This is a genomic window from Streptomyces sp. NBC_00237 (genome assembly GCF_026342435.1).
GTDB lineage: Bacteria > Actinomycetota > Actinomycetes > Streptomycetales > Streptomycetaceae > Streptomyces.
This window is the reverse complement of sequence record NZ_JAPEMT010000002.1, coordinates 1,593,567-1,614,135: the sequence shown is the minus strand read 5'-3', so window position 1 is coordinate 1,614,135 and position 20,569 is coordinate 1,593,567. Positions and strand designations below refer to the sequence as shown.

Sequence of the window (20,569 nt, the reverse complement as noted above, 5' to 3'; positions counted from 1 at the left end):
AGATCACGACCTTCGACTTTCGAGAAGAGATTCACAGACTCATGGCGAACTACACCGCCGCTGACGTCAAGAAGCTCCGCGAGCTCACCGGCGCCGGCATGATGGACTGCAAGAAGGCCCTCGACGAGGCCGACGGCAGCGTCGACAAGGCCGTCGAAGCCCTTCGCATCAAGGGCCAGAAGGGCGTCGCCAAGCGCGAGGGCCGTTCGGCCGAGAACGGCGCCGTCGTCTCCCTGATCGCCGACGACAACACCTCCGGTGTCATCGTCGAGCTCAAGTGCGAGACCGACTTCGTCGCCAAGGGCGAGAAGTTCCAGGCCGTCGCCAACCAGCTCGCCGAGCACGTCGCCGCCACCAAGCCGGCCGACCTCGCGACCCTGCTAGCCTCCGAGATCGAGGCCGGCAAGACCGTGCAGGCGTTCGTCGACGAGGCCAACGCCAACCTCGGCGAGAAGATCGTCCTGGAGCGCTTCGCCCAGTACGAGGGTGCCTTCGTCTCCGCGTACATGCACCGCACCATGCCCGACCTGCCCCCGCAGATCGGTGTTCTGGTCGAGCTGGACAAGGCCGACGCCGAGCTCGCTCGCGGCATCGCCCAGCACATCGCCGCCTTCGCGCCGAAGTACCTCACCAAGGAAGACGTTCCGGCCGAGGTCGTCGAGACCGAGCGCCGCGTCGCCGAGGAGACCACGCGCGCCGAGGGCAAGCCCGAGGCCGCCCTCCCGAAGATCGTCGAGGGCCGCGTGAACGGCTTCTTCAAGGAGGCCACCCTCCTCGGCCAGCCGTACGCGCTGGACAACAAGAAGTCCGTCCAGAAGGTCCTGGACGAGGCCGGCGTCACCCTGAAGCGCTTCGCGCGCATCAAGGTCGGCATCTGAGTCCGTACGTCCGACCCTGTCGACGTAACGCGAACATCGCCAGACCCGGCTAGGGTCTGATGCAGCCGCCCGGAGTACGCACCGGGCGGCCGCAGATCTGACGAGGAGGCCATTGCCGCAGAGGGAACCGCAAGGATTTCCACCGGCAATGGCCTTCTTCGTATGTGCACGAGGAGATATCACCCCCATGAATCAGGACAGCGGCAAGAAGACCGGGCGCTTCATGCTGAAGCTCTCCGGCGAGGCGTTCGCCGGCGGCGGTGCCCTCGGTGTCGACCCCGACGTCGTCCACGCCATCGCGCGTGAGATCGCCGCGGTCGTACGCGACGGCGCGGAGATCGCGGTCGTCATCGGCGGCGGTAACTTCTTCCGCGGCGCCGAACTCCAGCAGCGCGGCATGGACCGGGCCCGCTCGGACTACATGGGCATGCTCGGCACCGTCATGAACTGCCTCGCCCTCCAGGACTTCCTGGAGAAGGAGGGCATCGACTCCCGTGTCCAGACCGCCATCACCATGGGCCAGGTCGCGGAGCCGTACATCCCGCTGCGCGCCGTGCGCCACCTGGAGAAGGGGCGCGTCGTGATCTTCGGCGCGGGCATGGGCATGCCGTACTTCTCCACGGACACCACCGCCGCCCAGCGCGCGCTGGAGATCGACGCGGAAGCCCTGCTCATGGGCAAGAACGGGGTCGACGGGGTCTACGACTCCGACCCCAAGAAGAACCCCGAAGCGGTCAAGTTCGACGCGCTGGAGTATAGCGAGGTGCTGTCCCGCGACCTCAAGGTCGCCGACGCCACCGCGATCACCCTCTGCCGCGACAACGACCTGCCGATCCTGGTCTTCGAACTGCTGGCCGAGGGCAATATCGCCCGCGCGGTCAAGGGTGAGAAGATCGGCACGCTCGTCAACGCCCGGGGCAACCGGGACTGACAGGTTTCCGTTTCGTCCTCCTGGCCCGGCCGGGGGATGGACAATGTCCTGCCGGTCGGACACCGTGCAGGAGAAGACGCACGCAGCAGCAGCAGTCCAAGACATGCAGCAGCAGTTCCAGACATGCAGGAGTACGTGGTGATTGAAGAAATCCTCCTCGAGGCCGAGGAGAAAATGGAGAAGGCCGTCGTGGTCGCCAAGGAGGACTTCGCCGCGATCCGCACCGGCCGTGCGCACCCGGCGATGTTCAACAAGATCGTGGCCGACTACTACGGTGCCCTGACGCCCATCAACCAGCTGGCGTCGTTCTCGGTCCCCGAGCCGCGCATGGCCGTGGTGACCCCCTTCGACGCGACCGCCCTGCGCAACATCGAGCAGGCGATCCGCGACTCGGACCTCGGCGTCAACCCGAGCAACGACGGCCGCATCATCCGAGTGACGTTCCCGCAGCTGACGGAAGAGCGCCGCAAGGACTACATCAAGGTCGCGCGCAACAAGGCCGAGGACTCCCGGATCTCGATCCGCTCCATCCGCCGCAAGGCCAAGGAGACCCTCGACAAGCTCGTCAAGGACAAGGAGTCCGGCGAGGACGAGGTCCGCCGTGCGGAGAAGGAGCTCGACGACACCACCGCGAAGTACGTGGCGCAGGTGGACGAGCTGCTGAAGCACAAGGAAGCCGAGCTGCTCGAGGTCTGATGAACGACTCTTCCTGGGGGGCCCGGCCGAGGGCGGGCTACGCCGGTGAATGGACCGCCCCCGACCAGGGGCCCCTCCCGGCGGGTCCCGCGTACGATGCGCATGACGCCCAGCACACTCGGCCCATGCCCATCGTGCCCGAGACAGGCAGAGACGCCGACGACCGCGACGACCGGAACCGGGGGGCCGCTCCTGCGAGCGGTCCCCCGTTCCGCGACGAGATGCCGCAGGAGCCCATGTCCACCCCGCCCCCGGCGCCGCCGCAGCAGCCCGCGGCACCGCAGCCTCCCCAGAAGAAGCGGGCCGGCCGCGACCTGCGGTCCGCCATAGGAGTCGGCCTTGGCCTCGGCGCGGTGATCTTCGCGTCGCTGTTCATCCGGAAGGAAGCGTTCGTCGGCGTCATAGCGGTCGCCGTGGTCGTCGGGCTGTGGGAGCTGACCTCGCGGCTGGAGGAGCGCAAGGGCATCAAGGCTCCGCTGGTGCCGCTCGCGGTCGGCGGTGCGGCCATGGTCGTCGCCGGTTTCGTGCGCGGTCCTGAGGGCGCGTGGGTCGCGATGGCGCTCACGGCTCTGGCCGTACTGGTCTGGCGGATGACCGAGCCGCCGGAGGGGTACCTCAAGGACGTCACGGCGGGTGTCTTCGCCGCGTTCTACGTGCCGTTCCTGGCCACCTTCGTCGCTCTGATGCTCAGGGCCGAGGACGGGGCGCCGCGGGTGCTCACCTTCCTGCTGCTCACCGTGGTCAGCGACACCGGTGCGTACGCGGTGGGCTGGCGCTTCGGCAAGCACAAGCTGGCGCCGAAGATCAGCCCGGGGAAGACCCGGGAGGGCCTGCTCGGAGCGATCGCCTTCGCGATGGTGGCGGGCGTGCTCTGCATGACGCTGCTGATCGACGGCGGTACGTGGTGGCAGGGCATGCTGCTCGGCCTCGCGGTCGCGGCCAGTGCGACGCTCGGCGACCTGGGCGAGTCCATGATCAAGAGGGACCTCGGGATCAAGGACATGGGCACGCTGCTGCCGGGGCACGGCGGGATCATGGACCGGCTGGACTCGCTGCTGCCGACGGCTCCGGTGGTCTGGCTGATGCTGGTGATCTTCGTAGGGTCGGCTTGATCTTGGGTCTGTAGGCGCCTGCGAGGCGTCTGACCTGCTGTGTTGTTGGGTGAGGGGCCCGTTGTCCACAGGACGGCGGGCCTCTTGTCGTACATCTGAGACACTGGTATGACCATGCCTGTACCTGGAGAACTCACTTTCATCGCGCCCCGCGGAGCCAAGAAGCCCCCGCGGCACCTCGCCGACCTCACGCCCGCCGAGCGCAAGGAAGCGGTTGCCGAGATCGGCGAGAAGCCGTTCCGTGCCAAGCAGCTGTCCCAGCACTACTTCGCCCGGTATGCCCACGACCCGGCGGAGTGGACCGACATCCCCGCCGGTTCGCGCGACAAGCTGCGGGACGCACTGCTCCCCGAGCTGATGACCGTCGTACGTCATCTCTCGACCGACCAGGAGACCACGCGCAAGACGCTGTGGAAGATGCACGACGGCACGCTGGTCGAGTCGGTGCTCATGCGCTATCCGGACCGGGTGACCATGTGCATCTCCTCGCAGGCGGGCTGCGGCATGAACTGCCCGTTCTGCGCCACCGGGCAGGCCGGTCTCGACCGGAACCTGTCGACGGCGGAGATCGTGCACCAGATCGTGGACGGCATGCGGGCGCTGCGTGACGGCGAGGTTCCGGGCGGTCCGGCGCGGCTCTCGAACATCGTCTTCATGGGCATGGGCGAGCCGCTGGCCAACTACAAGCGCGTCGTCGGCGCGATCCGTCGGCTCACCGACCCCGAGCCGGACGGGCTGGGTCTTTCGCAGCGTGGCATCACCGTCTCCACCGTGGGCCTGGTGCCCGCGATGCTGCGGTTCGCGGACGAGGGCTTCAAGTGCCGTCTCGCCGTGTCGCTGCACGCCCCGGACGACGAGCTGCGCGACACCCTGGTGCCGGTCAACACGCGCTGGAAGGTGCGGGAGGTGCTGGACGCCGCGTGGGAGTACGCGGAGAAGTCCGGTCGCCGGATCTCGATCGAGTACGCGCTGATCCGCGACATCAACGACCAGGCGTGGCGGGGCGACCTGCTGGGACGGCTCCTGAAGAACAAGCGGGTGCACGTCAACCTGATCCCGCTGAACCCGACGCCGGGGTCCAAGTGGACGGCTTCGCGGCCCGAGGACGAGAAGGCGTTCGTCGCCGCCATCGCGGCGCACGGGGTGCCGGTGACCGTACGGGACACCAGGGGCCAGGAGATCGACGGGGCCTGCGGGCAGCTGGCGGCCTCCGAGCGCTAGTCCGAAGGGGCCCATGTAATCTGGGCTGCACATTTACATATTTCCGACAGGGGAGCGCCACAGCGCTGAGAGTGCGGCACCGATCGTCTTCGTACGGACAAGGCCGCAGACCCTCTGAACCTTGCCCAGGTCATTCTGGGTAGGAAGTTCGGTCGTTACTCAAGCTGTTGCGCCCTGCCCGCATCCTTTTCCGGTGCGGGCAGGGCCGCGTCTCTTCCTGGTCATGTCCAGGAGGAAAACCACCAGTGAGCACCATCAAGAGGTACGCCGCCACGGCCATCGCCGCCGCGCTCGGCGTCAGCGCGCTCGCCGCCTGCGGGGGCACCGACTCCGGCGACTCCGCCAAGAAGGGCGACGGGGCCGGGTCGAAGACCGTCACGCTCGTCAGCCACGACTCGTTCGACGTGTCGCCCGCCGTGCTGAAGGCGTTCACGCAGGCGACCGGCTACACGGTCAAGGTGCTCAAGAGCGGGGACGCGGGCGCCGCCCTCAACCAGGAGATCCTCACCAAGGGCTCGCCGCGCGGCGACGTCTTCTTCGGCGTCGACAACACCCTCCTCTCCCGCGCGCTCGACAACGGTCTCTTCCAGTCGTACGAGGCCAAGGGCCTGGATCGAATACCCGCCGACCTCCAGCTCGACAAGGGCGAGCACCGGGTGACGCCCGTCGACACCGGTGACATCTGCGTCAACTACGACAAGAAGTACTTCGCCGACAAGAAGCTCGCACCGCCGAAGACCCTCGACGACCTGGCCGAGCCCGCGTACAAGGACCTCCTCGTCGTCGAGGACGCCGCGACCTCGTCGCCCGGCCTCGGCTTCCTCCTCGCGACCGCCGGACAGTACGGCGACGACGGCTGGCAGGGCTACTGGCAGAAGCTCAAGGACAACGGCGTCAAGGTCGTCGACGGCTGGGAGCAGGCGTACAACGAGGAGTTCTCCGGGTCCGCCGGTGGCAAGAAGGCCAAGGCGGACCGCCCGCTCGTCGTCTCCTACGCCTCCAGCCCGCCCGTCGAGGTGCTGTACGCCGACCCGCGCCCGACCGAGGCGCCGACCGGTGTCGCCACCGGGACCTGCTTCCGTCAGATCGAGTTCGCCGGGCTGCTGGACGGCGCGAAGAACGCGGCGGGCGGCAAGGCGCTCCTCGACTTCCTCATCGGCAAGCAGTTCCAGGAGGACCTGCCGCTGAAGATGTTCGTCAACCCGGCGGTCAAGGACACCAAGCTGCCCGAGGTCTACGCGAAGTTCGGCGAGAAGGCCGACAAGCCGCTGACCGTGGACCCGAAGAAGATCACCGAGAAGCGTGAGCAGTGGGTCAAGTCGTGGTCCTCGCTGGTGAAGAAGTAGCCGAGAGGCGGCCGGGCGCCCGCAGGGGTGCCCGGCGCGGGGGAGCGGTGCGGCTCGCTCTGATGGCCGTGCCGCTCGCGTTCTTCGCGCTGTTCTTCGCCTACCCCGTCGTCGCGATCGTGGGGCGCGGGCTGAAGTCCGGCGGGAGCTGGCAGTTCGGGCGGATCGGGGAGGTGCTCGGCGACCCCGACATCGGCGGGGTCCTGTGGTTCACCACCTGGCAGGCCGTGGCCTCCACCGCGCTCACCCTGCTGCTCGCCCTTCCGGCGGCGTACGTCTTCGCCCGGTTCGACTTCCCCGGCAAGCAGCTGCTGCGGGCCGTGGTGACCGTGCCGTTCGTCCTGCCGACCGTCGTCGTGGGCAGTGCCTTCCTGGCCGTCCTCGGCAGGGGCGGTCTGCTGGACGAACTGTGGGGCGTACGGCTGGACACCAGTGTGTGGGCGATCCTGCTCGCGCACGTCTTCTTCAACTACGCGGTCGTCGTACGGACCGTGGGCGGGCTGTGGTCGCAGCTCGACCCCCGCCAGGAGGAGGCGGCCCGGGTCCTCGGCGCGGGGCGTTTCGCCGCCTGGCGGCGGGTGACACTGCCCGCGCTGGCACCCTCGGTGGCGGCGGCCGCGCTGATGGTGTTCCTCTTCACCTTCACCTCCTTCGGCGTGGTGCAGATCCTGGGCGGGCCCTCCTTCTCCACCCTGGAGGTGGAGATCTACCGGCAGACCGCCCAGTTCCTGGACCTGCCGACCGCGGCCGTGCTCACCCTCGTCCAGTTCGCCGCGGTCGGCGCGATCCTCGCCCTGCACGCCTGGACCGTACGGCGGCGGGAGAGCGCGCTGCGGCTCGTCGACCCGGCCCGTACGGCGCGCCGACCGCGCGGAGCGGGGCAGTGGGCGCTGCTCGGCGGGGTGCTGGCCACGGTCCTCGTACTGATCCTGCTGCCCCTCGCGGTACTGATCGAGCGCTCCTTCGACGGCCCCGACGGCTACGGCTTCCGCTACTACCGGGCTCTCCAGTCGGCCGACGGGGGCGGCGGGACCTTCCTCGTACCGCCGCTGGAAGCTGTCTGGAACTCCCTCCAGTACGCGATCGTGGCGACCCTCATCGCCCTGGCCGTGGGCGGTCTGGCCGCCGCCGCACTGACCCGGCGCGCGGGACGCCTCGTGCGGGGCTTCGACGCGCTGCTGATGCTGCCGCTCGGGGTGTCCGCGGTGACGGTCGGCTTCGGCTTCCTCATCACCCTCAACCAGCCCCCGCTGGACCTGCGGACCTCGTGGATCCTGGTGCCGCTCGCGCAGGCCCTGGTGGGTGTTCCCTTCGTCGTACGGACCATGCTGCCGGTCCTCCGCGCGGTCGACGGGCGGCTGCGGGAGGCCGCAGCCGTGCTCGGGGCGTCGCCGCTGCGGGCCTGGCGGGAGGTGGACCTGCCCATGGTGCGGCGGGCGCTGCTCGTCGCGGCGGGGTTCGCCTTCGCGGTCTCGCTCGGTGAGTTCGGCGCGACCGTCTTCATCGCGAGGCCCGACAACCCGACGCTGCCGGTGGCCGTGGCCCGGCTGCTCGGGCGCGCCGGAGACCTCAACTACGGGCAGGCGATGGCACTCAGCACGATCCTGATGGTCGTGTGCGCGGTGTCGCTGCTGGTGCTGGAACGCATCCGGCCCGACCGATCCGTATCCGGCGAGTTCTGAATGAACAGGGAGTTCTGCATGACCGACGCCGTGAAGCCGCTGCTGGACCTGGAGAAGGTCACCGTGCGCTTCGGCGCGCGGGCGGCGCTCGACGCCGTCGATCTGCGGGTCGCCGCGCACGAGATCGTGTGCGTGCTCGGGCCGAGCGGCAGCGGCAAGTCGACCTTGCTGCGGGTGGTGGCCGGGCTCCAGCCGCTGGACTCCGGGCGGGTGCTCCTGGAGGGGGCCGACCGGACCGGAACCCCGGTGCACAAGCGGGGGGTGGGCCTGATGTTCCAGGACCACCAGCTCTTCCCCCAGCGCGACGTGGGCGGCAACGTCGCCTTCGGCCTGCGGATGCACGGCGCGGGCCGGGCCGAACAGGTGGCCCGCGTCGGGGAACTCCTCGAACTCGTCGGCCTGCCCGGCGCCCAGCGCAGGGCCGTCGCCACCCTCTCCGGCGGCGAACAGCAACGCGTCGCCCTCGCCCGCGCCCTGGCCCCCCGCCCCGCCCTGCTGATGCTCGACGAACCCCTCGGCCAGCTCGACCGCAGCCTGCGCGAACGCCTCGTCGTGGAACTCCGCCAGCTCTTCGGCCGGCTGGGCACCACGGTCCTCGCCGTCACCCACGACCAGGGCGAGGCATTCGCGCTCGCCGACCGGGTCGTCGTCATGCGGGACGGCCGGATCGCCCAGTCCGGCACGCCCCTTGAGGTGTGGCAGCGGCCCGCCTCGGAGTTCGTCGCCCGCTTCCTCGGCTTCGACAACGTGGTGGGGGCGACGGTCGGCGGCGAGGCCGCCGACACCGTCTGGGGCAAGATCCCGGTCCCGCCCGGCACCCCGCAGGGCGAGGCCCGCCTGCTGGTGCGCCCCGCGGGCGTCCGCCTGGTGCCGACCGAGGAGGGCCTGCCCTGCACGGTCCTCGCCCGCACCTTCCGAGGCCACCACGTCGCCGTACGGCTGGGTCCGGCGGACGGCCCGCCGCTGGAGGCCGAGTGCCCGCTGCGGGACGCACCCGAGGTCGGCTCGCAGGTGGGCGCGGCGTTCGCGGTGGACGAGGTCGTGCTGCTGGAGGGGTGACCTCCGGGAACTAGCGCGGCGCGTCCACCAGGGGGCGCGGGGTGTCGGGTGCCGTGCTGGACTCGCCCTCGTGCTTGCCGTACCAGGCGACCGCGACGGCACCCGCCACCGCCAGCAGGAAGCCGACGACGGCGACCCAGCCGAATCCCGGGCGGGACGCGTCGCCCAGCCAGACCACGCCGATCAGACCGGGCAGGACCGTCTCGCCCACGACGAGGGCGGCGGTGGCTCCGTTGACCGAGCCGATCTGGAGGGCCACCGTGTGCAGGTACATGCCGCCGATGCCCGCGACCAGGACGGCGTAGAAGGCCGGGTCGGCGAGGAGGGTCCCGAGGTCGAAGGGGTCCACGCCGTCGAGGATGCGTACGCCGACCCCCAGCGCGCCGAAGCCGAGGCCCGAGAGGAGACCCGCGAGGATCGCGGCGCCCGCACCCATCAGGCGTACGGCCACCGTTCCCAGGACCATCAGGGCGACCGACACGGCGAGCAGCCACCAGTGGGTGGCCCGGTCGGCGTGGTTGCTGCCCTCGTGGCCCGCCGCCGTCGCCAGCAGCACCAGCGAGCCGCAGACGACCGCGATCGAGGTCCACTCCTTGCGGCTGAGCCTGATGCCGAGCATCTTGACGCTCAGCACCGCCGTGATCACCAGGTTGGCGCTGATGACGGTCTGGGAGAGGAACAGCGGCAGCATCCGGGCCGCCAGCGCACCGAGCCCGAAGCCGACGAAGTCGAGGATGGTCCCGACGATGAATTCCCAGGTCATCGCGGCCTTGGCGGTGGATGACAGGTTGGGTCCGCCGTGCTGGGTGACACCGGCGGAGGCGGTGGCCGAGGCCGCCTCGCGGCGGGCGGACTTCCGCGAGCCGACGGCTTGCAGGACGGAGCCCGTGCCGTAGCAGACCGAGGCCGCAATGGCGGTGATGAGGCCGATGAGCACCAAAAGCTCCGTTCACGGAAGTGCGAGTCGTACGCGTCGTCGGGTGAGGACGTTCAGTGTCCTCCGACTACGAGACGTGAGAATCGCCGTGAACGTTGCTTCGGGTCCGGCCGTACGCGCCGGAGTCGGTCAGCCCGTCCGCTCGGCGGCACTGCGTTCGACGCAGAACTCGTTGCCCTCCGGGTCTCCCAGCACACAGAACTAGACGTTCTGGAGTGCAGCCATGTCGGCATCTACGCTGGTCAAGCCCGGTAGCGGGAACCTTTCCGCCCCTACAGGGGGGATGACAGACACACCCCGAAACCCCGTGGCGGGAACGGTGTACGAGACCGAGACCCTTCGGGGCGTGCGGTGCGTACGCCTCTCCGTGCTCACCGACGAGACCACCAGCCCCGAGCGGCAGCGCGAAGCCGACGACATGGCAGCCGCAGCACTCAACATCAACTTTGGCGAGGGCGACCAGCTACGCGAAGCGGTCGACCTTGACGTGTCAGCTTCCAAGTTCGGCCCGTTCGAGCGGGAACAGCTCGGTGCCTGGCTTGCCCGCCCCGATGACTTTGACGCGCTGGTGTGGTGGCGCTTTGACCGTGCCATCCGGTCCATGGCGCACATGCACGAGCTTGCGAAGTGGGCCAAGCAGCACCGAAAGATGCTCGTCTTCGCCGAGGGCATCGGCGCGGGTCGGCTCGTCTTTGACTTCCGCAACCCCATGGACCCCATGAGCGAACTCATGATGATGATGCTCGCTTTCGCCGCTCAGGTGGAGTCGCAGAGCATCAAAGACCGTGTCACCGGGGCCATGGCAGCCATACGCAAGATGCCGTTCCGGTGGCGTGGCTCGCGCCCCCCGTACGGCTACATGCCCGCCCCCATGCCCGCCGAACACGGTGGGTCCGGCTGGACGCTCGTCCCGGACCCGGACGCCGTGCTGATCATTGAACGCATCGTGCGGGAGTTGCTGGAGACCGAGACCGGCAAGACAAAGACCGTGTCCGCCATTGCCACCGGACTCAACGCGGATGGCATCCCGAGCCCGCGCGATCACTGGGCAGTGAAGAACGGGCGCAAGACCGGCGGCAAGACGGGAGGGGCCAAGGGTTCGCACGTCGTGCGGGAGGTATTCAAGTGGGCACCCGCCTCCATCACGCGCATGCTCCGCAGTGAATCGCTCCTCGGGTGGAAGATGCACAAGGGGAAGCCGGTACGTGACGCAGACGGCAACCCCGTCATGGCGAGTGAAACCCCGATCCTCACGCGTACCGAGTTCGACCGCATCGGGGCGTTGCTCGACTCCCGCAGCGTCGACAACACCGAGCGCACCGACACGGACGCACTGCTGTTGCGGGTCATCCACTGCGACTCGTGCGGGGGACGCATGTACCTCAACAAGCAGGAAAGCAAGAAGAACCAAGCACCGGTCTACAAGTGCAATTTCCACGCCCGGGGCGACGACTGCGAAGCCCCCGCGCACGTCCGGGGGGACTGGGTGGACGACTACGTCACCGCCGAGTTCCTGGCACGGGTCGGCTCCGTCCAGACGATGCACATAGTTGAGATTCCCGGGTATGACCCCGAGCCGGAACTACGCGCCACGGTCGCCGAGTTCGCCGAGCACCAGAAGCAGCAGGGCCGGCAGAAGTCGAAGCACGCAGCGGCAGAGTGGCAGTCCCGCGCGGACGCACTCGACAACCGCATAGCCACGCTCGAAGCGGCAGAGAAGACCGAACCGCAGCGCATCGTGACCCCCACGGGCCGTACGTTCGCCGACGAGTGGGCCACAAAGGACACAGCGGGCAAGCGCGCCATGCTCACCGAAGCCGGGGTGCGACTCGACGTGCGACGTGGTGTGCGGGGCGGGTGGCGCAAGCTCGACGTACGGCGCGTGGACTTCACCATGTCGGGTGAGCTGGACCCCGCAGCGGAAGCCGTCGACGGTGTAGCAACCGCGCTGGACTCCGAAGCACGCGGAGACACCCCGACCGAGGGGGCAAGCGTGCGCGTGGTCGCCGAGCCGGTCCGCGAACTGGTGGCCGCGTAGCGCTCACAGCCGCTCTGAGAGCCCCGCGCGTCCGGTGTGGCGTCCGGGGCTCTCGCGTGCTCCCAGACCGCCTATAGGCTTGTGTGACCCCTTGCCGACATGGGTGCACGGGTGAGGCACGGTGCCTTACAGGTTCGTCCTGGAATGCAGTACGGCCGTGCCGACCTAGCCCCGGTAGTCCCCGTGACCGCCGGGGCTTCCCCATGCCCGCCCACGGTGCCCCGGGCTGCCCCGACCAGCGAGGGAGGGCATGACGGTATGACGGTTAGAACCTATTTTTTAGATCACGTATAAAAAAATAGAAAGAAACCCACCACGGCACCTTGAACGTCATCCCGTCATGGTCAGTCGGTGCGGGAATCCGTCCGCCCCTACTACTGGGGCAAGAGGAGAGACCAACGTCCCGCAGGGGGCTCGGGAATTCCTCCGCCCCTACTACTGGGGCAAGAGGAGAGACCAGCGTCCCGCAGGGGATACGGGAATCTCTCCGCCCCTACTACTGGGGCAAGAGAGACCGGATTACCGCGCACCCACCCAACGGGGGAAAACGGCGGACCGAGTGCCTGTCTCTGACTTGCAGCTCTGAACTCTGCCCGCTGTGACAGTGCGGAGCGTCTCTCAATTCCGAGCATGACCTATGGAGTGACCATCTATGAGTGAAATCCTGAACCAAGTCGTCTTCCTGGACGGGAAGCGCGACAAGGGGCAGAACCGGGCCGACATGTGGCGGTGGAACGAATCGATGGAGCACCTTGCAACTCTCCGTGATTCGCACCCGAACATGTTCGAGCGCATGGGGCTGACGGCTCGTATGAGCCTTGGCTACTACGAGAACGACAAGCAGATTGCTGCGCAGTACGGGCGCGACGTGAGCAAGGGCGGTAAGTGACTATGGCTACGGAGATTGAGAAGGCGGCCGAGCGCGTTGCGAAGCTGCGGGCGCAGGCGGAGAAGGTGTCGGCTCCGCTGGCGGATGCCGAAGCGCAGTTGCGGGCGGCGCACGAGGCGGAATTGGTGCGGCGTGCGGAGCGAGCGGCGGTGTACAACCGTCAGGTGGTCGAGACGTGGCGGGAGCGCGCCGACGCTGCGGCCCACTCCGGAGACACGGCCCGCGAAACCTTCCTGGAAGCCCTCGCCGTGGAACCGTGGTTTGCGGCGTACGTCGAATACCGTGCAGCCCGCCACAAGCGCGGACACGTACTCACAGAGGCGCAGCGGGCAGAGACCGCCTTGGGTGAGGTGCCGACCGTTCCCGAACAGCGCTGGTACGACGCGCGCATGTTGGAAGAGATTGTGTCCCACGCCGACAGCAAGGCTGCCGCACTCGGTGTCGAGTTCGACCAGGAACTCAGCGACAAGCGCGAAGCCTACATATCCGGGACGGACTGACCATGGCCGTAGACGCTCTCGACCCCGGGCCGAACGGGGACTACCCGTATTTCCCGCGAGACGCCAACGGGCACCCCGTGTGGTCCGATACGCGCGGAGGGATACGGGAGGGTGAGACCGTGATGCCGCGAGGGACTCAGCAGATGCGAGACCCTGCCGACCATGCCCGACGGGTGCTGGTGGATCTCACACCACGTCTGCCGGACGGAACCCCGGTCGACCCGCCCGTCATTCCCCCGGAGCCACCACACGCAGCGTGAGGTCCTACCGCCCCTTCCGCGCTGGAACCGCCCTAGACGGCTCGTCCTGGTGCGGAAGGGTGTAGCGACGCCGAGCACGGGCCGGACGAGCTTGCCGAGATTGCCGACACCGTGACGGTGGTGCTTCGCCGGCGGAAGGGTGCGGGGACGTCCTCGCCGGTGTGGACGACGAGCACGGCTACAGACTTCGGGGTGCCTGACCCCCCGGCTTAGAACCGCATCGGGTCGGCTTTGACCGGTCGTCCCGGGTGCGTAGGGGTGCCATGGTGCACGCGGCGGCGAGTAGGGCGGGCTAGTCACCTGTTCCGAAACCGGCTGCAACGGGGTTCGACTCCCCCCACCCCGCGATGTAACGCATGTCGATGTAGGGCAGCGTTACGGTCCCTGCCTGCCCCGCTGCGGGTGCGCCGATCTTCAAAACTCCGCCCTAGACCAGCCCTAACCTGGCTCGTCCTGGTGCGAAAGGGGTGCGGTGTAGGTGTGCACTCTGCCGCGTGGACCACGTGCAGCCGCTCACGTTGGGTGGGTCGGACACGGACGGAAACGTTCAACCGTTCTGCCGTCCGTGCCACCGACTCAAGGCGTGCAAGGAATTCGCGGGCGGAAGCACTCATTTCAAGTGAGTGAGTTGGAACCCACTTGCACGCTCGCCCTTACCCTACTTCACTGCGTCCTTGAGGGACTTGCCTGGCGCGAAGTGCGGCACCCGACCTTCCGGGACATTGATTTCCTTCCCGTTCTGGTCTGTACCCGTGCGCGCACTCCGAGTTTTGACTGCGAAAGTGCCGAACCCAACGAGGCTCAGACTGTCGTCAGCTGCCAAGACATCGGTGACGGCATGCATGAAGGCATCTAGGGCACTGTTCGCCTGCTCAGTCGTCAGTTCTGCCCGCTTGGCAATTACTTCAATCAGCTCGGTCTTTTTCATATTACCTACCCGGATGCGGTCTTTGGCCGACTGTTGTCGGTGGCAGCCATCATCCTCGCGAACGTAGAACGCTACAAGATCCATTCTGGTCAATTGTCGAAAGTCCGCAGCTGCCCCTCACCCTTCGGGAGGTGATCCCCCATGCCCCGTAAGCCCCGCCCCCCGTGCTCTGTCCCGGGGTGCCCTGAACTGACCACGGGCGGGCGGTGCCCCGCTCATGAGAAGGAAGCGAACGCACAGCGGGTGACACCGGGGACGAGTGCGTACGGCCGGCGTTGGCCGCTGATCCGTAAGCGGTACCTGTACGCGCATCCGTGGTGCGTGCTCTGCTCGCGCACTGCGACGGTTGCCGACCACTTCCCTTTGAGTCGACGTCAGTTGCTCACGCGGCGTGTCGTGAATCCGGATGCGTTCGAGCGTCTGCGTCCGCTGTGCACGTCGTGCCACAACCGCGAGACCGCGAAGCACCAGCCGGGCGGATGGGCTGCCGAGAGGGTCTAGCCCCGCCGGCAGTGACCCCACCCCCAGGCAGGGACCCCCCGCTCACGCCCTAGAAGCACGGCAGGGAGGCAAAAGACTCGCGCCGCAGGTAGGGGTGTTTGCGCGGGGGCTCCGCGCTGCCCACAGAGCCCCCGTGCTCGTCACCCTCACGGGCGGCGGGTACGGGGGCTTCCTGCTGTCCACTCACTACAGATATGCGACAACGCGAATATCCGCGCTGCCGCATAGACGCTGACCGACGCCCCCTCGTACGGTCATGCCAGGCAGCCCAACGAGGCTGACTGACAAGGGGGTTCACCATGGCACGTGAGGAACTGATTCGACTTACCGGGAACGTTGATGACCCCGAGTGCAACAAGAACGACTGCCCAAACGTCTACCGCACCGCTCACGGATCGATCGTGGTGCAGGGAGACTTGTCCTACGCGTTCACCCCGCCCGCTGGGGAAGGACTCGTAGAGATCCCCGAATCGGTACTGAAGGAGGCTTTCCGTGCTCTTGGATGGTGAGGCATGGGCCAATCGCTTTGAGAGCTTCCAGCGGGAAGCTTGGCGGCTGGAGACCCTGCCGGAGTACCGCGTACCACAGGAAGAGCAAGAGATCCGGTCCTTCCTCGCGGGTGAACGCATCGACCCTCACGCATACTCGAATGAGTACACCGATGATCTGAAGCGGGTACGTCGTGAAGGTAAGTCCAAAGGGCGCGTCCACGTCGTCACCCGACCTCTCTCGGACTATCTCCGATACGAGTTCATGTACTACCTCCCGCACGCGTGGGCAGGGGAAGAAATCCGCATTCTCGACGTGACGGGCCGCCCGAACCCTCTTGAAGGGGTTCAAGATTTCTGGATGTTCGACCGGGCCGAAGTAGTACTCATGCACTATCAGCCGGACGGAACACAGATCAGCCGAGAAGTGTACGAGGGGGACCCAGCACCGTTCATCGAGCATCAGCGAATCGCGGTAGCTGAGTCGGTGCCCTTTGAGGAGTACGTGAAGGGCCTTGACGCTTGACCCCGTAGAGCTGGGCCAGTCCCGAGCTGACCTAGCAGAGACGCTAAAGGCGCTACGCAAGCGAGCCGGGAACACTCAGACCTGGCTCGCTAAGCGCTGCAATATGTCACAGACAAAGATCAGTAATATCGAGAGCGGAAGGGTTACCCCTACCCTAATCGATGTTGAGTTGATCCTTAAGGCACTTGATGCGCCCTCTAAGCTCAATGCCGAGATAACTGCCCTCACCCGGATCGCTAATACTGAGTGGCAAGACAACTGGTCTCTGCGTCGCAGAGGACTGGAGAAGCGTCAGAATGACTTGGCCGGGTTTGAGAAGTCATCAGTAGAGTTTCGGTACTTCTTGCCATCCATGGTCACGGGCCTACTGGCCACACCTGAATATGTGCGGGCAAGCCTCGCCGACGTTCCGGAGCAACAGAGCAGGAAGACAGTAGCGCGGAAGCTGGAGCGGCAACAGGTTCTCTACGACCGGTCCAAGTCGTTCACATTCATTCTCACTGAACAAGCGGTCAGATGGCCGGTCGTCCCTCCTGACGCATTGGCTATGCAGATTGACCGACTGGCATCCCTTACTCATTTGCCGAACGTGCGCCTCGGCGTGATCCCTATAAGCACAGCGGTCATGCCTGGTGCGCTGAGTACATTCACGGTCTACGACGAACGCGTAGCAACAGTGGAAATTCCTACAGGAGTGCTTATCTTCCGGGATCACCGGGACGTCTCCGCGTACATTGATGAGTTCAACTACTACGACGCGCAGGCAATTTTCGGGGAAGACGCCAGGGAGAGGCTCGCCGGCTGGTCGGTTCAATGCCGCTCATGATCCTTACCCGACAAGAGCAATAAACGTTAAGGTGTGTCGCTCGCAGGACGACACTGTTCCCACGCACAGTAGAGCGAGGGGAAGCCATGACGACGCCACGCGGAACCCAAGAGTCACCTATCGAACTCGAAATTGACCCGTGGCTGTACGGCTGCAATCCAGTTGATGGTTGCGGTGTGTGCACAGCGTTGGCGAATCAACTTGCCAATGCCGAGACGCACGAAGAGAGATTCGATGCTGCAAGGGAGATCCGCAACCACCCTCACGAGAGGGGGCGGAAGTGATCGACCAGAAGGACATTGGCAAACGCGTCACAGACCGTGCCGGGAATATCGGCATCCTGCGCGCAGTGATCATGGACTACGCAGATCCCGCCTCACTGGCATGGCAGCGCAAGGAAGTCCCCACGGCGTTCGTGTGGGACGAGCAGACCGCCCGTGAGTGGCTGGCCCCTCCGGGCAAGCTCGAACGCATGTGATCCCCGGTCCTCTGGTGCACGTCGACCCTGCACGGCGGACCGGCCCAACGCCCCACCGGTACGGGAGGCACGTAGACACAGCGTGTCGGGCCCGTACCGGTGGGGCTTTCCACGTTCTGACTACTCGCTGTCCGCCGCTTCCCCCTGGTCGGCTACGTACGTCCCGCGCTGTGGCACCGTGAAGACGAGCCCATCGGTGACGAGGGCGGCAATGGCGCGGCGGACGGTGGGCCGCGAGAGTCCGAATTCGGCGCACAGTCGCGACTCGGAAGCGATTGGCCGCCGGGGCTTCCAGTCTCCTCGCGCGATGCGTGCCCGCAGGATGCTCGCGAGCTGCTGAAACGGGGGCTCGGGGGCGTCGCGCTCGATTTCGTCGTCTGGGCCGTAGTCCATGTTCCGAACGGTATCGGGGCTCATTCGACAGGTCACTTCCAGCCACGTCACTTGACATGCCTTTACAAGTGCTTACGTGTCTTGACGTCAAGGGCTACTCTCGACAACGAAAACGCCCCGACAGACCGCTTAGGACCGGTCCGCCGGGGCTCCGCCGCAACAGCTATCAGAGAGCTGAAACGACATGCGCGACTCTATCGCCCGACTCATCACATGGGTGCTGTCCGTCCTCGCCCCGAGTACCCGCACACCCGGCAAGCACAGTGCCGCCTACCTCACCGACCGACCGGCAGCCGAGCCCGAGACCGTAAGCCCGTGGGCGCGACCGTGGACCGGACCAAGCGCCGAAACGGTGCGCGGCATCTTCCACGCCGAAGAGACGGACGGACTCAACCCGGACCAGCGCGAGCGGTGGCGGGCAGTCGCATTCAGCGAACTCGGACTTGACTACGACTTCCCCACCGTCAACATCCACGCCGTTCGCCGGACGGTGGCGGCATGAGCACGGCAGCCACGGCAGACCAGTGCGGAGCCCGTCGTCCCGGATGGGAACACGGACCGGCCATCGGCATAAACCGCATCCCGTGCGTGCTCCCGAAGCACGACCAGGGCGACCACGCCAACGCCTACGCACAGACGTGGACCAACACCAGCACGGACACCGGGCAGACCGACACCGACGGGGACGAGCACATGACGCGCGAGTGGCTGAACGGCACGCTTCCCGAGCCCACCCCGGCACTCTGCATCGGCTGTAAATGCCTCACCACGGCCCCCGTGGTCGTCCGCTGCATAGAGAGTGCGAGCGGCCCCGGAACGACGCTCTACGCCTGCCCCACGTGCGCACCGAAGCTCACCCCGGGCCCGACACCGGACCACACGGTGATGCGTCGCCGGTAAGCCCGCAGAAGATCCAGAGAGCCCCGTTCGGACACTCGTCCGGGCGGGGTTCCTGCGTTTCCGGGCTGCCCGCCTACCGTCCCCGCTACCGTCCCCCTATGACCGCCACGGACTATGAAGCCCTCGCCGTAGACCTACTCCACCGCACCGAAAGGGCGGTTGAAACGGTCGCCTCTCTCGCTGTGGATACCGGGATCACGTTCAAGGTTGACGACATCGTGCAACGGGTCGAGGACGAGCTACCCGCCAACTACCCCGATGCCACCACGGGCGACCGCACCCGGCGGGACGTGATCGCCGAAATGGCACGGGACATCCTCTCTGGCGAGGCGTACGACGACTGACCAACCCAGACAGCAAATCGCCCCGTGCGGCCCAAGTGCCGTGCGGGGCTTCCGTGTTCTCTGACCTGTACGTATCCTTAGAACTGGTAGTCAGGTGTGTTGGGGTCGGCGAGCGTTGCCCAGCCGGTGCCGTCGGGCTTGCGGTGGTCGTCCACCAGCGTGGCGCCGAGCGCGAGGATCCGCTCGACTTCCTCGTCGCGGGTGCGGTCCTGGGGCTGGATGTCGAGGTGGACGCGGTTCTTGACCGTCTTCGCGTCGGGGACCTGGACGAAGAGGACCCCGACGCCCGGCGTCTGGAGCAGGGCCTCGGGGTCACCGGGGAAGTCGTCGTCGGCGAGCGGAGATTCGAGCACCGCCGCCCAGAAGGTTCCCAGCTTGTGGGCGTCGGCGCAGTCGATGGTCACGTGTCGTACGAGGGATGCCATGCGCGCCACTATGACCGCGTGTTCGTGCGGGGGCTAATGGTTTTGCGGGGCGGTCTCCGGCGAGGGAGGCACGGCGGCCCGGAGGCGTTCCAGGGCGGCGGGGGCTTCGTCGACGCTGTCGACCAGGGCGATGCGGTGGTCCATCGGGCGGTCCTTGGCGAGGGACTGGAGGAGGGGCCAGGCGGGAAGGCGTTCGGTCCAGTGGGCGCGGTCCACCAGGACCATGGGGGTGGGTTCGCCGCGCGACTCGTAGTAGTTCGGGGTCGCGTTGTCGAAGATCTCCTGGACCGTGCCGGCCGCTCCCGGGAGGAAGACGACACCGGCGGTGCAGCGGGCGAGCAGGCCGTCCTCGCGGGTGGCGTTGGCGAAGTACTTGGCGATGTGGGAGGCGAAGGCGTTCGGCGGCTCGTGGCCGTAGAACCAGGTGGGGATGCCGACCGAATCTCCGCCCTCCGGCCAGCGGGAGCGTACGGCGAAGGCCGCCGCCGCCCAGTCGGTGACGGACGGGGTGAAGGACGGGGTCTTGCCGAGGAGGGCGCAGGCGTCGTCCAGCATCCTGTCCGGGTGCGGGGCGGCGTAGGCGCCGAGGTTCGCCGCCTCCATCGCGCCCGGTCCGCCGCCGGTCGCGACGGTCAGTCCCGCGCGGGCGAGGCTGCGGCCGAGGCGGGCGGCTCCGGCGTAGGCGTCGGTGCCTCGGGCCATGGCGTGACCGCCCATGACGCCCACCACCGGGGAGTCCAGGACGTACTCGTCGAGGGCGTCGGAGATCGCGTCGTCGTGGATCGAGCGCAGCATCGAGGCGTATATATCGCCGTCGGCCTTGGTCCGCTGGAACCAGGCGTAGGCGAGGGCGTCGGGGGTCGTTTCGTACCCGCCACCGGAGAGGCCGTCGAAGAGCGCCTCGGGGGAGTAGAGGAGCCCCCGGTACGGGTCGAAGGGGAGGTTCGGGACGGGCGGGAAGACGAGCGCCCCGTCGCTGCGGACCTTGGCACTCGCCTCGTCGGCCATCGGGCAGCCCAGGAAGACCGCCTCCGCCGCGTCGGTGCCCAGCAGGGCTTTCGTACGGTCCGTCAGATCGACGGACTGGACGCGGTAGCCGGTGAGGGGTCCGCGGGCGACGACCTGGTCGAACTCGGCCAGGGTCTCGATCTCGTTGTCGTGATCCGGGTGTGGGCGCACGGGGTCATCGTAGGCGGAGGCAATCAGTGTCC

The 20,569-nt window shown here is 67.3% G+C and carries 23 protein-coding genes, 1 pseudogene and 1 riboswitch; of the genes and pseudogenes, 19 read left to right on the top strand and 5 right to left on the bottom strand.

The window, feature by feature from the left end; translation table 11 throughout:
• The first annotated feature begins 41 nt into the window (after positions 1-41).
• The 8 genes from tsf (at position 42) to OG897_RS20930 (ending at position 8,925) form a co-directional block, all read left to right on the top strand.
• A complete protein-coding gene (gene tsf / locus OG897_RS20965) occupies positions 42-878 on the top strand; it encodes a translation elongation factor Ts (RefSeq protein ID WP_266658736.1) in 837 nt (278 codons plus the stop codon).
• A gap of 187 nt (positions 879-1,065) precedes the next feature.
• Entirely contained in the window at positions 1,066-1,809 is a 744-nt protein-coding gene (gene pyrH, locus OG897_RS20960; RefSeq protein ID WP_266658735.1) for a UMP kinase, read from the top strand.
• A 138-nt stretch (positions 1,810-1,947) separates the two neighbouring features.
• The gene (frr, locus tag OG897_RS20955) at positions 1,948-2,505 is read left to right on the top strand and encodes a ribosome recycling factor (protein WP_266658734.1); all 558 of its coding nucleotides are present in this window, start codon (positions 1,948-1,950) and stop codon (positions 2,503-2,505) included.
• The gene (locus OG897_RS20950) at positions 2,505-3,617 is read left to right on the top strand and encodes a phosphatidate cytidylyltransferase (RefSeq protein WP_266658733.1); all 1,113 of its coding nucleotides are present in this window, start codon (positions 2,505-2,507) and stop codon (positions 3,615-3,617) included. Before frr ends, OG897_RS20950 begins: the two co-directional genes overlap by 1 nt.
• A gap of 114 nt (positions 3,618-3,731) precedes the next feature.
• Positions 3,732-4,838: a 23S rRNA (adenine(2503)-C(2))-methyltransferase RlmN gene (gene rlmN, locus OG897_RS20945; RefSeq protein ID WP_266658732.1), complete on the top strand. Its 1,107-nt coding sequence runs from the start codon at positions 3,732-3,734 to the stop codon at positions 4,836-4,838.
• Between the two features lie 38 nt (positions 4,839-4,876).
• Positions 4,877-5,002: riboswitch (TPP riboswitch) on the top strand.
• Between the two features lie 81 nt (positions 5,003-5,083).
• Entirely contained in the window at positions 5,084-6,184 is a 1,101-nt protein-coding gene (locus OG897_RS20940; RefSeq protein WP_266658731.1) for a thiamine ABC transporter substrate binding subunit, read from the top strand.
• A gap of 62 nt (positions 6,185-6,246) precedes the next feature.
• The gene (locus OG897_RS20935) at positions 6,247-7,866 is read left to right on the top strand and encodes an iron ABC transporter permease (RefSeq protein ID WP_266660365.1); all 1,620 of its coding nucleotides are present in this window, start codon (positions 6,247-6,249) and stop codon (positions 7,864-7,866) included.
• An 18-nt stretch (positions 7,867-7,884) separates the two neighbouring features.
• Positions 7,885-8,925, top strand: coding sequence for an ABC transporter ATP-binding protein (locus tag OG897_RS20930; protein ID WP_266658730.1), 1,041 nt, complete (start codon positions 7,885-7,887; stop codon positions 8,923-8,925).
• 10 nt (positions 8,926-8,935) lie between these two features.
• Here the strand turns inward: OG897_RS20930 and OG897_RS20925 are convergent, their stop codons facing one another.
• Positions 8,936-9,862 (bottom strand): hypothetical protein, encoded by a 927-nt coding sequence (locus OG897_RS20925; protein ID WP_266658729.1) that lies wholly within the window; start codon positions 9,860-9,862, stop codon positions 8,936-8,938.
• 283 nt (positions 9,863-10,145) lie between these two features.
• Here OG897_RS20925 and OG897_RS20920 point away from each other — a divergent pair, with 283 nt between their 5' ends.
• From OG897_RS20920 to OG897_RS41040, 4 genes are all read left to right on the top strand, one after another.
• Positions 10,146-11,900, top strand: coding sequence for a recombinase family protein (locus OG897_RS20920; RefSeq protein WP_266658728.1), 1,755 nt, complete (start codon positions 10,146-10,148; stop codon positions 11,898-11,900).
• A gap of 652 nt (positions 11,901-12,552) precedes the next feature.
• On the top strand, positions 12,553-12,789 hold the full coding sequence (locus OG897_RS20915; RefSeq protein WP_266658727.1) for a hypothetical protein: 237 nt from the start codon (positions 12,553-12,555) through the stop codon (positions 12,787-12,789).
• A 2-nt stretch (positions 12,790-12,791) separates the two neighbouring features.
• Positions 12,792-13,289 (top strand): hypothetical protein, encoded by a 498-nt coding sequence (locus OG897_RS20910; protein WP_266658726.1) that lies wholly within the window; start codon positions 12,792-12,794, stop codon positions 13,287-13,289.
• Positions 13,290-14,016: 727 nt separating this feature from the next.
• Complete coding sequence (locus OG897_RS41040) at positions 14,017-14,172, top strand: HNH endonuclease signature motif containing protein (protein WP_353963758.1); 156 nt, start codon at positions 14,017-14,019, stop codon at positions 14,170-14,172.
• Positions 14,173-14,207: 35 nt separating this feature from the next.
• Here the strand turns inward: OG897_RS41040 and OG897_RS20905 are convergent, their stop codons facing one another.
• Positions 14,208-14,561, bottom strand: coding sequence for an HU family DNA-binding protein (locus OG897_RS20905; RefSeq protein ID WP_266658725.1), 354 nt, complete (start codon positions 14,559-14,561; stop codon positions 14,208-14,210).
• Positions 14,562-15,277: 716 nt separating this feature from the next.
• Here OG897_RS20905 and OG897_RS20900 point away from each other — a divergent pair.
• The 4 genes from OG897_RS20900 (at position 15,278) to OG897_RS20885 (ending at position 17,296) form a co-directional block, all read left to right on the top strand.
• Entirely contained in the window at positions 15,278-15,487 is a 210-nt protein-coding gene (locus tag OG897_RS20900) for a hypothetical protein (RefSeq protein WP_266658724.1), read from the top strand.
• Complete coding sequence (locus tag OG897_RS20895; RefSeq protein ID WP_266658723.1) at positions 15,471-15,992, top strand: DUF6879 family protein; 522 nt, start codon at positions 15,471-15,473, stop codon at positions 15,990-15,992. Before OG897_RS20900 ends, OG897_RS20895 begins: the two co-directional genes overlap by 17 nt.
• Positions 15,982-16,818 carry a helix-turn-helix transcriptional regulator gene (locus OG897_RS20890; RefSeq protein WP_266658722.1) on the top strand — a complete coding sequence of 279 codons (837 nt, stop codon included), beginning with the start codon at positions 15,982-15,984 and terminating at the stop codon, positions 16,816-16,818. The genes OG897_RS20895 and OG897_RS20890 overlap by 11 nt, the downstream gene beginning before the upstream one ends.
• A 280-nt stretch (positions 16,819-17,098) precedes the next feature.
• Positions 17,099-17,296, top strand: coding sequence for a hypothetical protein (locus tag OG897_RS20885; RefSeq protein ID WP_266658721.1), 198 nt, complete (start codon positions 17,099-17,101; stop codon positions 17,294-17,296).
• 120 nt (positions 17,297-17,416) lie between these two features.
• On the opposite strand, the gene OG897_RS20880 is transcribed toward OG897_RS20885, so the two are convergent.
• A complete protein-coding gene (locus tag OG897_RS20880) occupies positions 17,417-17,689 on the bottom strand; it encodes a GntR family transcriptional regulator (protein ID WP_266658720.1) in 273 nt (90 codons plus the stop codon).
• A gap of 184 nt (positions 17,690-17,873) precedes the next feature.
• Between OG897_RS20880 and OG897_RS20875 the strand changes: the two genes are divergently transcribed.
• From OG897_RS20875 to OG897_RS20865, 3 genes are all read left to right on the top strand, one after another.
• Entirely contained in the window at positions 17,874-18,191 is a 318-nt protein-coding gene (locus OG897_RS20875) for a hypothetical protein (protein ID WP_266658719.1), read from the top strand.
• A complete protein-coding gene (locus OG897_RS20870; RefSeq protein ID WP_266658718.1) occupies positions 18,188-18,589 on the top strand; it encodes a hypothetical protein in 402 nt (133 codons plus the stop codon). Before OG897_RS20875 ends, OG897_RS20870 begins: the two co-directional genes overlap by 4 nt.
• Before the next feature lie 98 nt (positions 18,590-18,687).
• Positions 18,688-18,933 carry a hypothetical protein gene (locus OG897_RS20865; protein ID WP_266658717.1) on the top strand — a complete coding sequence of 82 codons (246 nt, stop codon included), beginning with the start codon at positions 18,688-18,690 and terminating at the stop codon, positions 18,931-18,933.
• 101 nt (positions 18,934-19,034) lie between these two features.
• On the opposite strand, the pseudogene OG897_RS20860 reads toward OG897_RS20865, so the two are convergent.
• Both OG897_RS20860 and OG897_RS20855 read right to left on the bottom strand, forming a co-directional pair.
• A pseudogene (locus tag OG897_RS20860) lies at positions 19,035-19,358 on the bottom strand (VOC family protein); the annotation flags it as partial.
• A 33-nt stretch (positions 19,359-19,391) separates the two neighbouring features.
• Entirely contained in the window at positions 19,392-20,537 is a 1,146-nt protein-coding gene (locus OG897_RS20855) for an LOG family protein (protein ID WP_266658716.1), read from the bottom strand.
• Between the last annotated feature and the right edge of the window lie 32 nt (positions 20,538-20,569).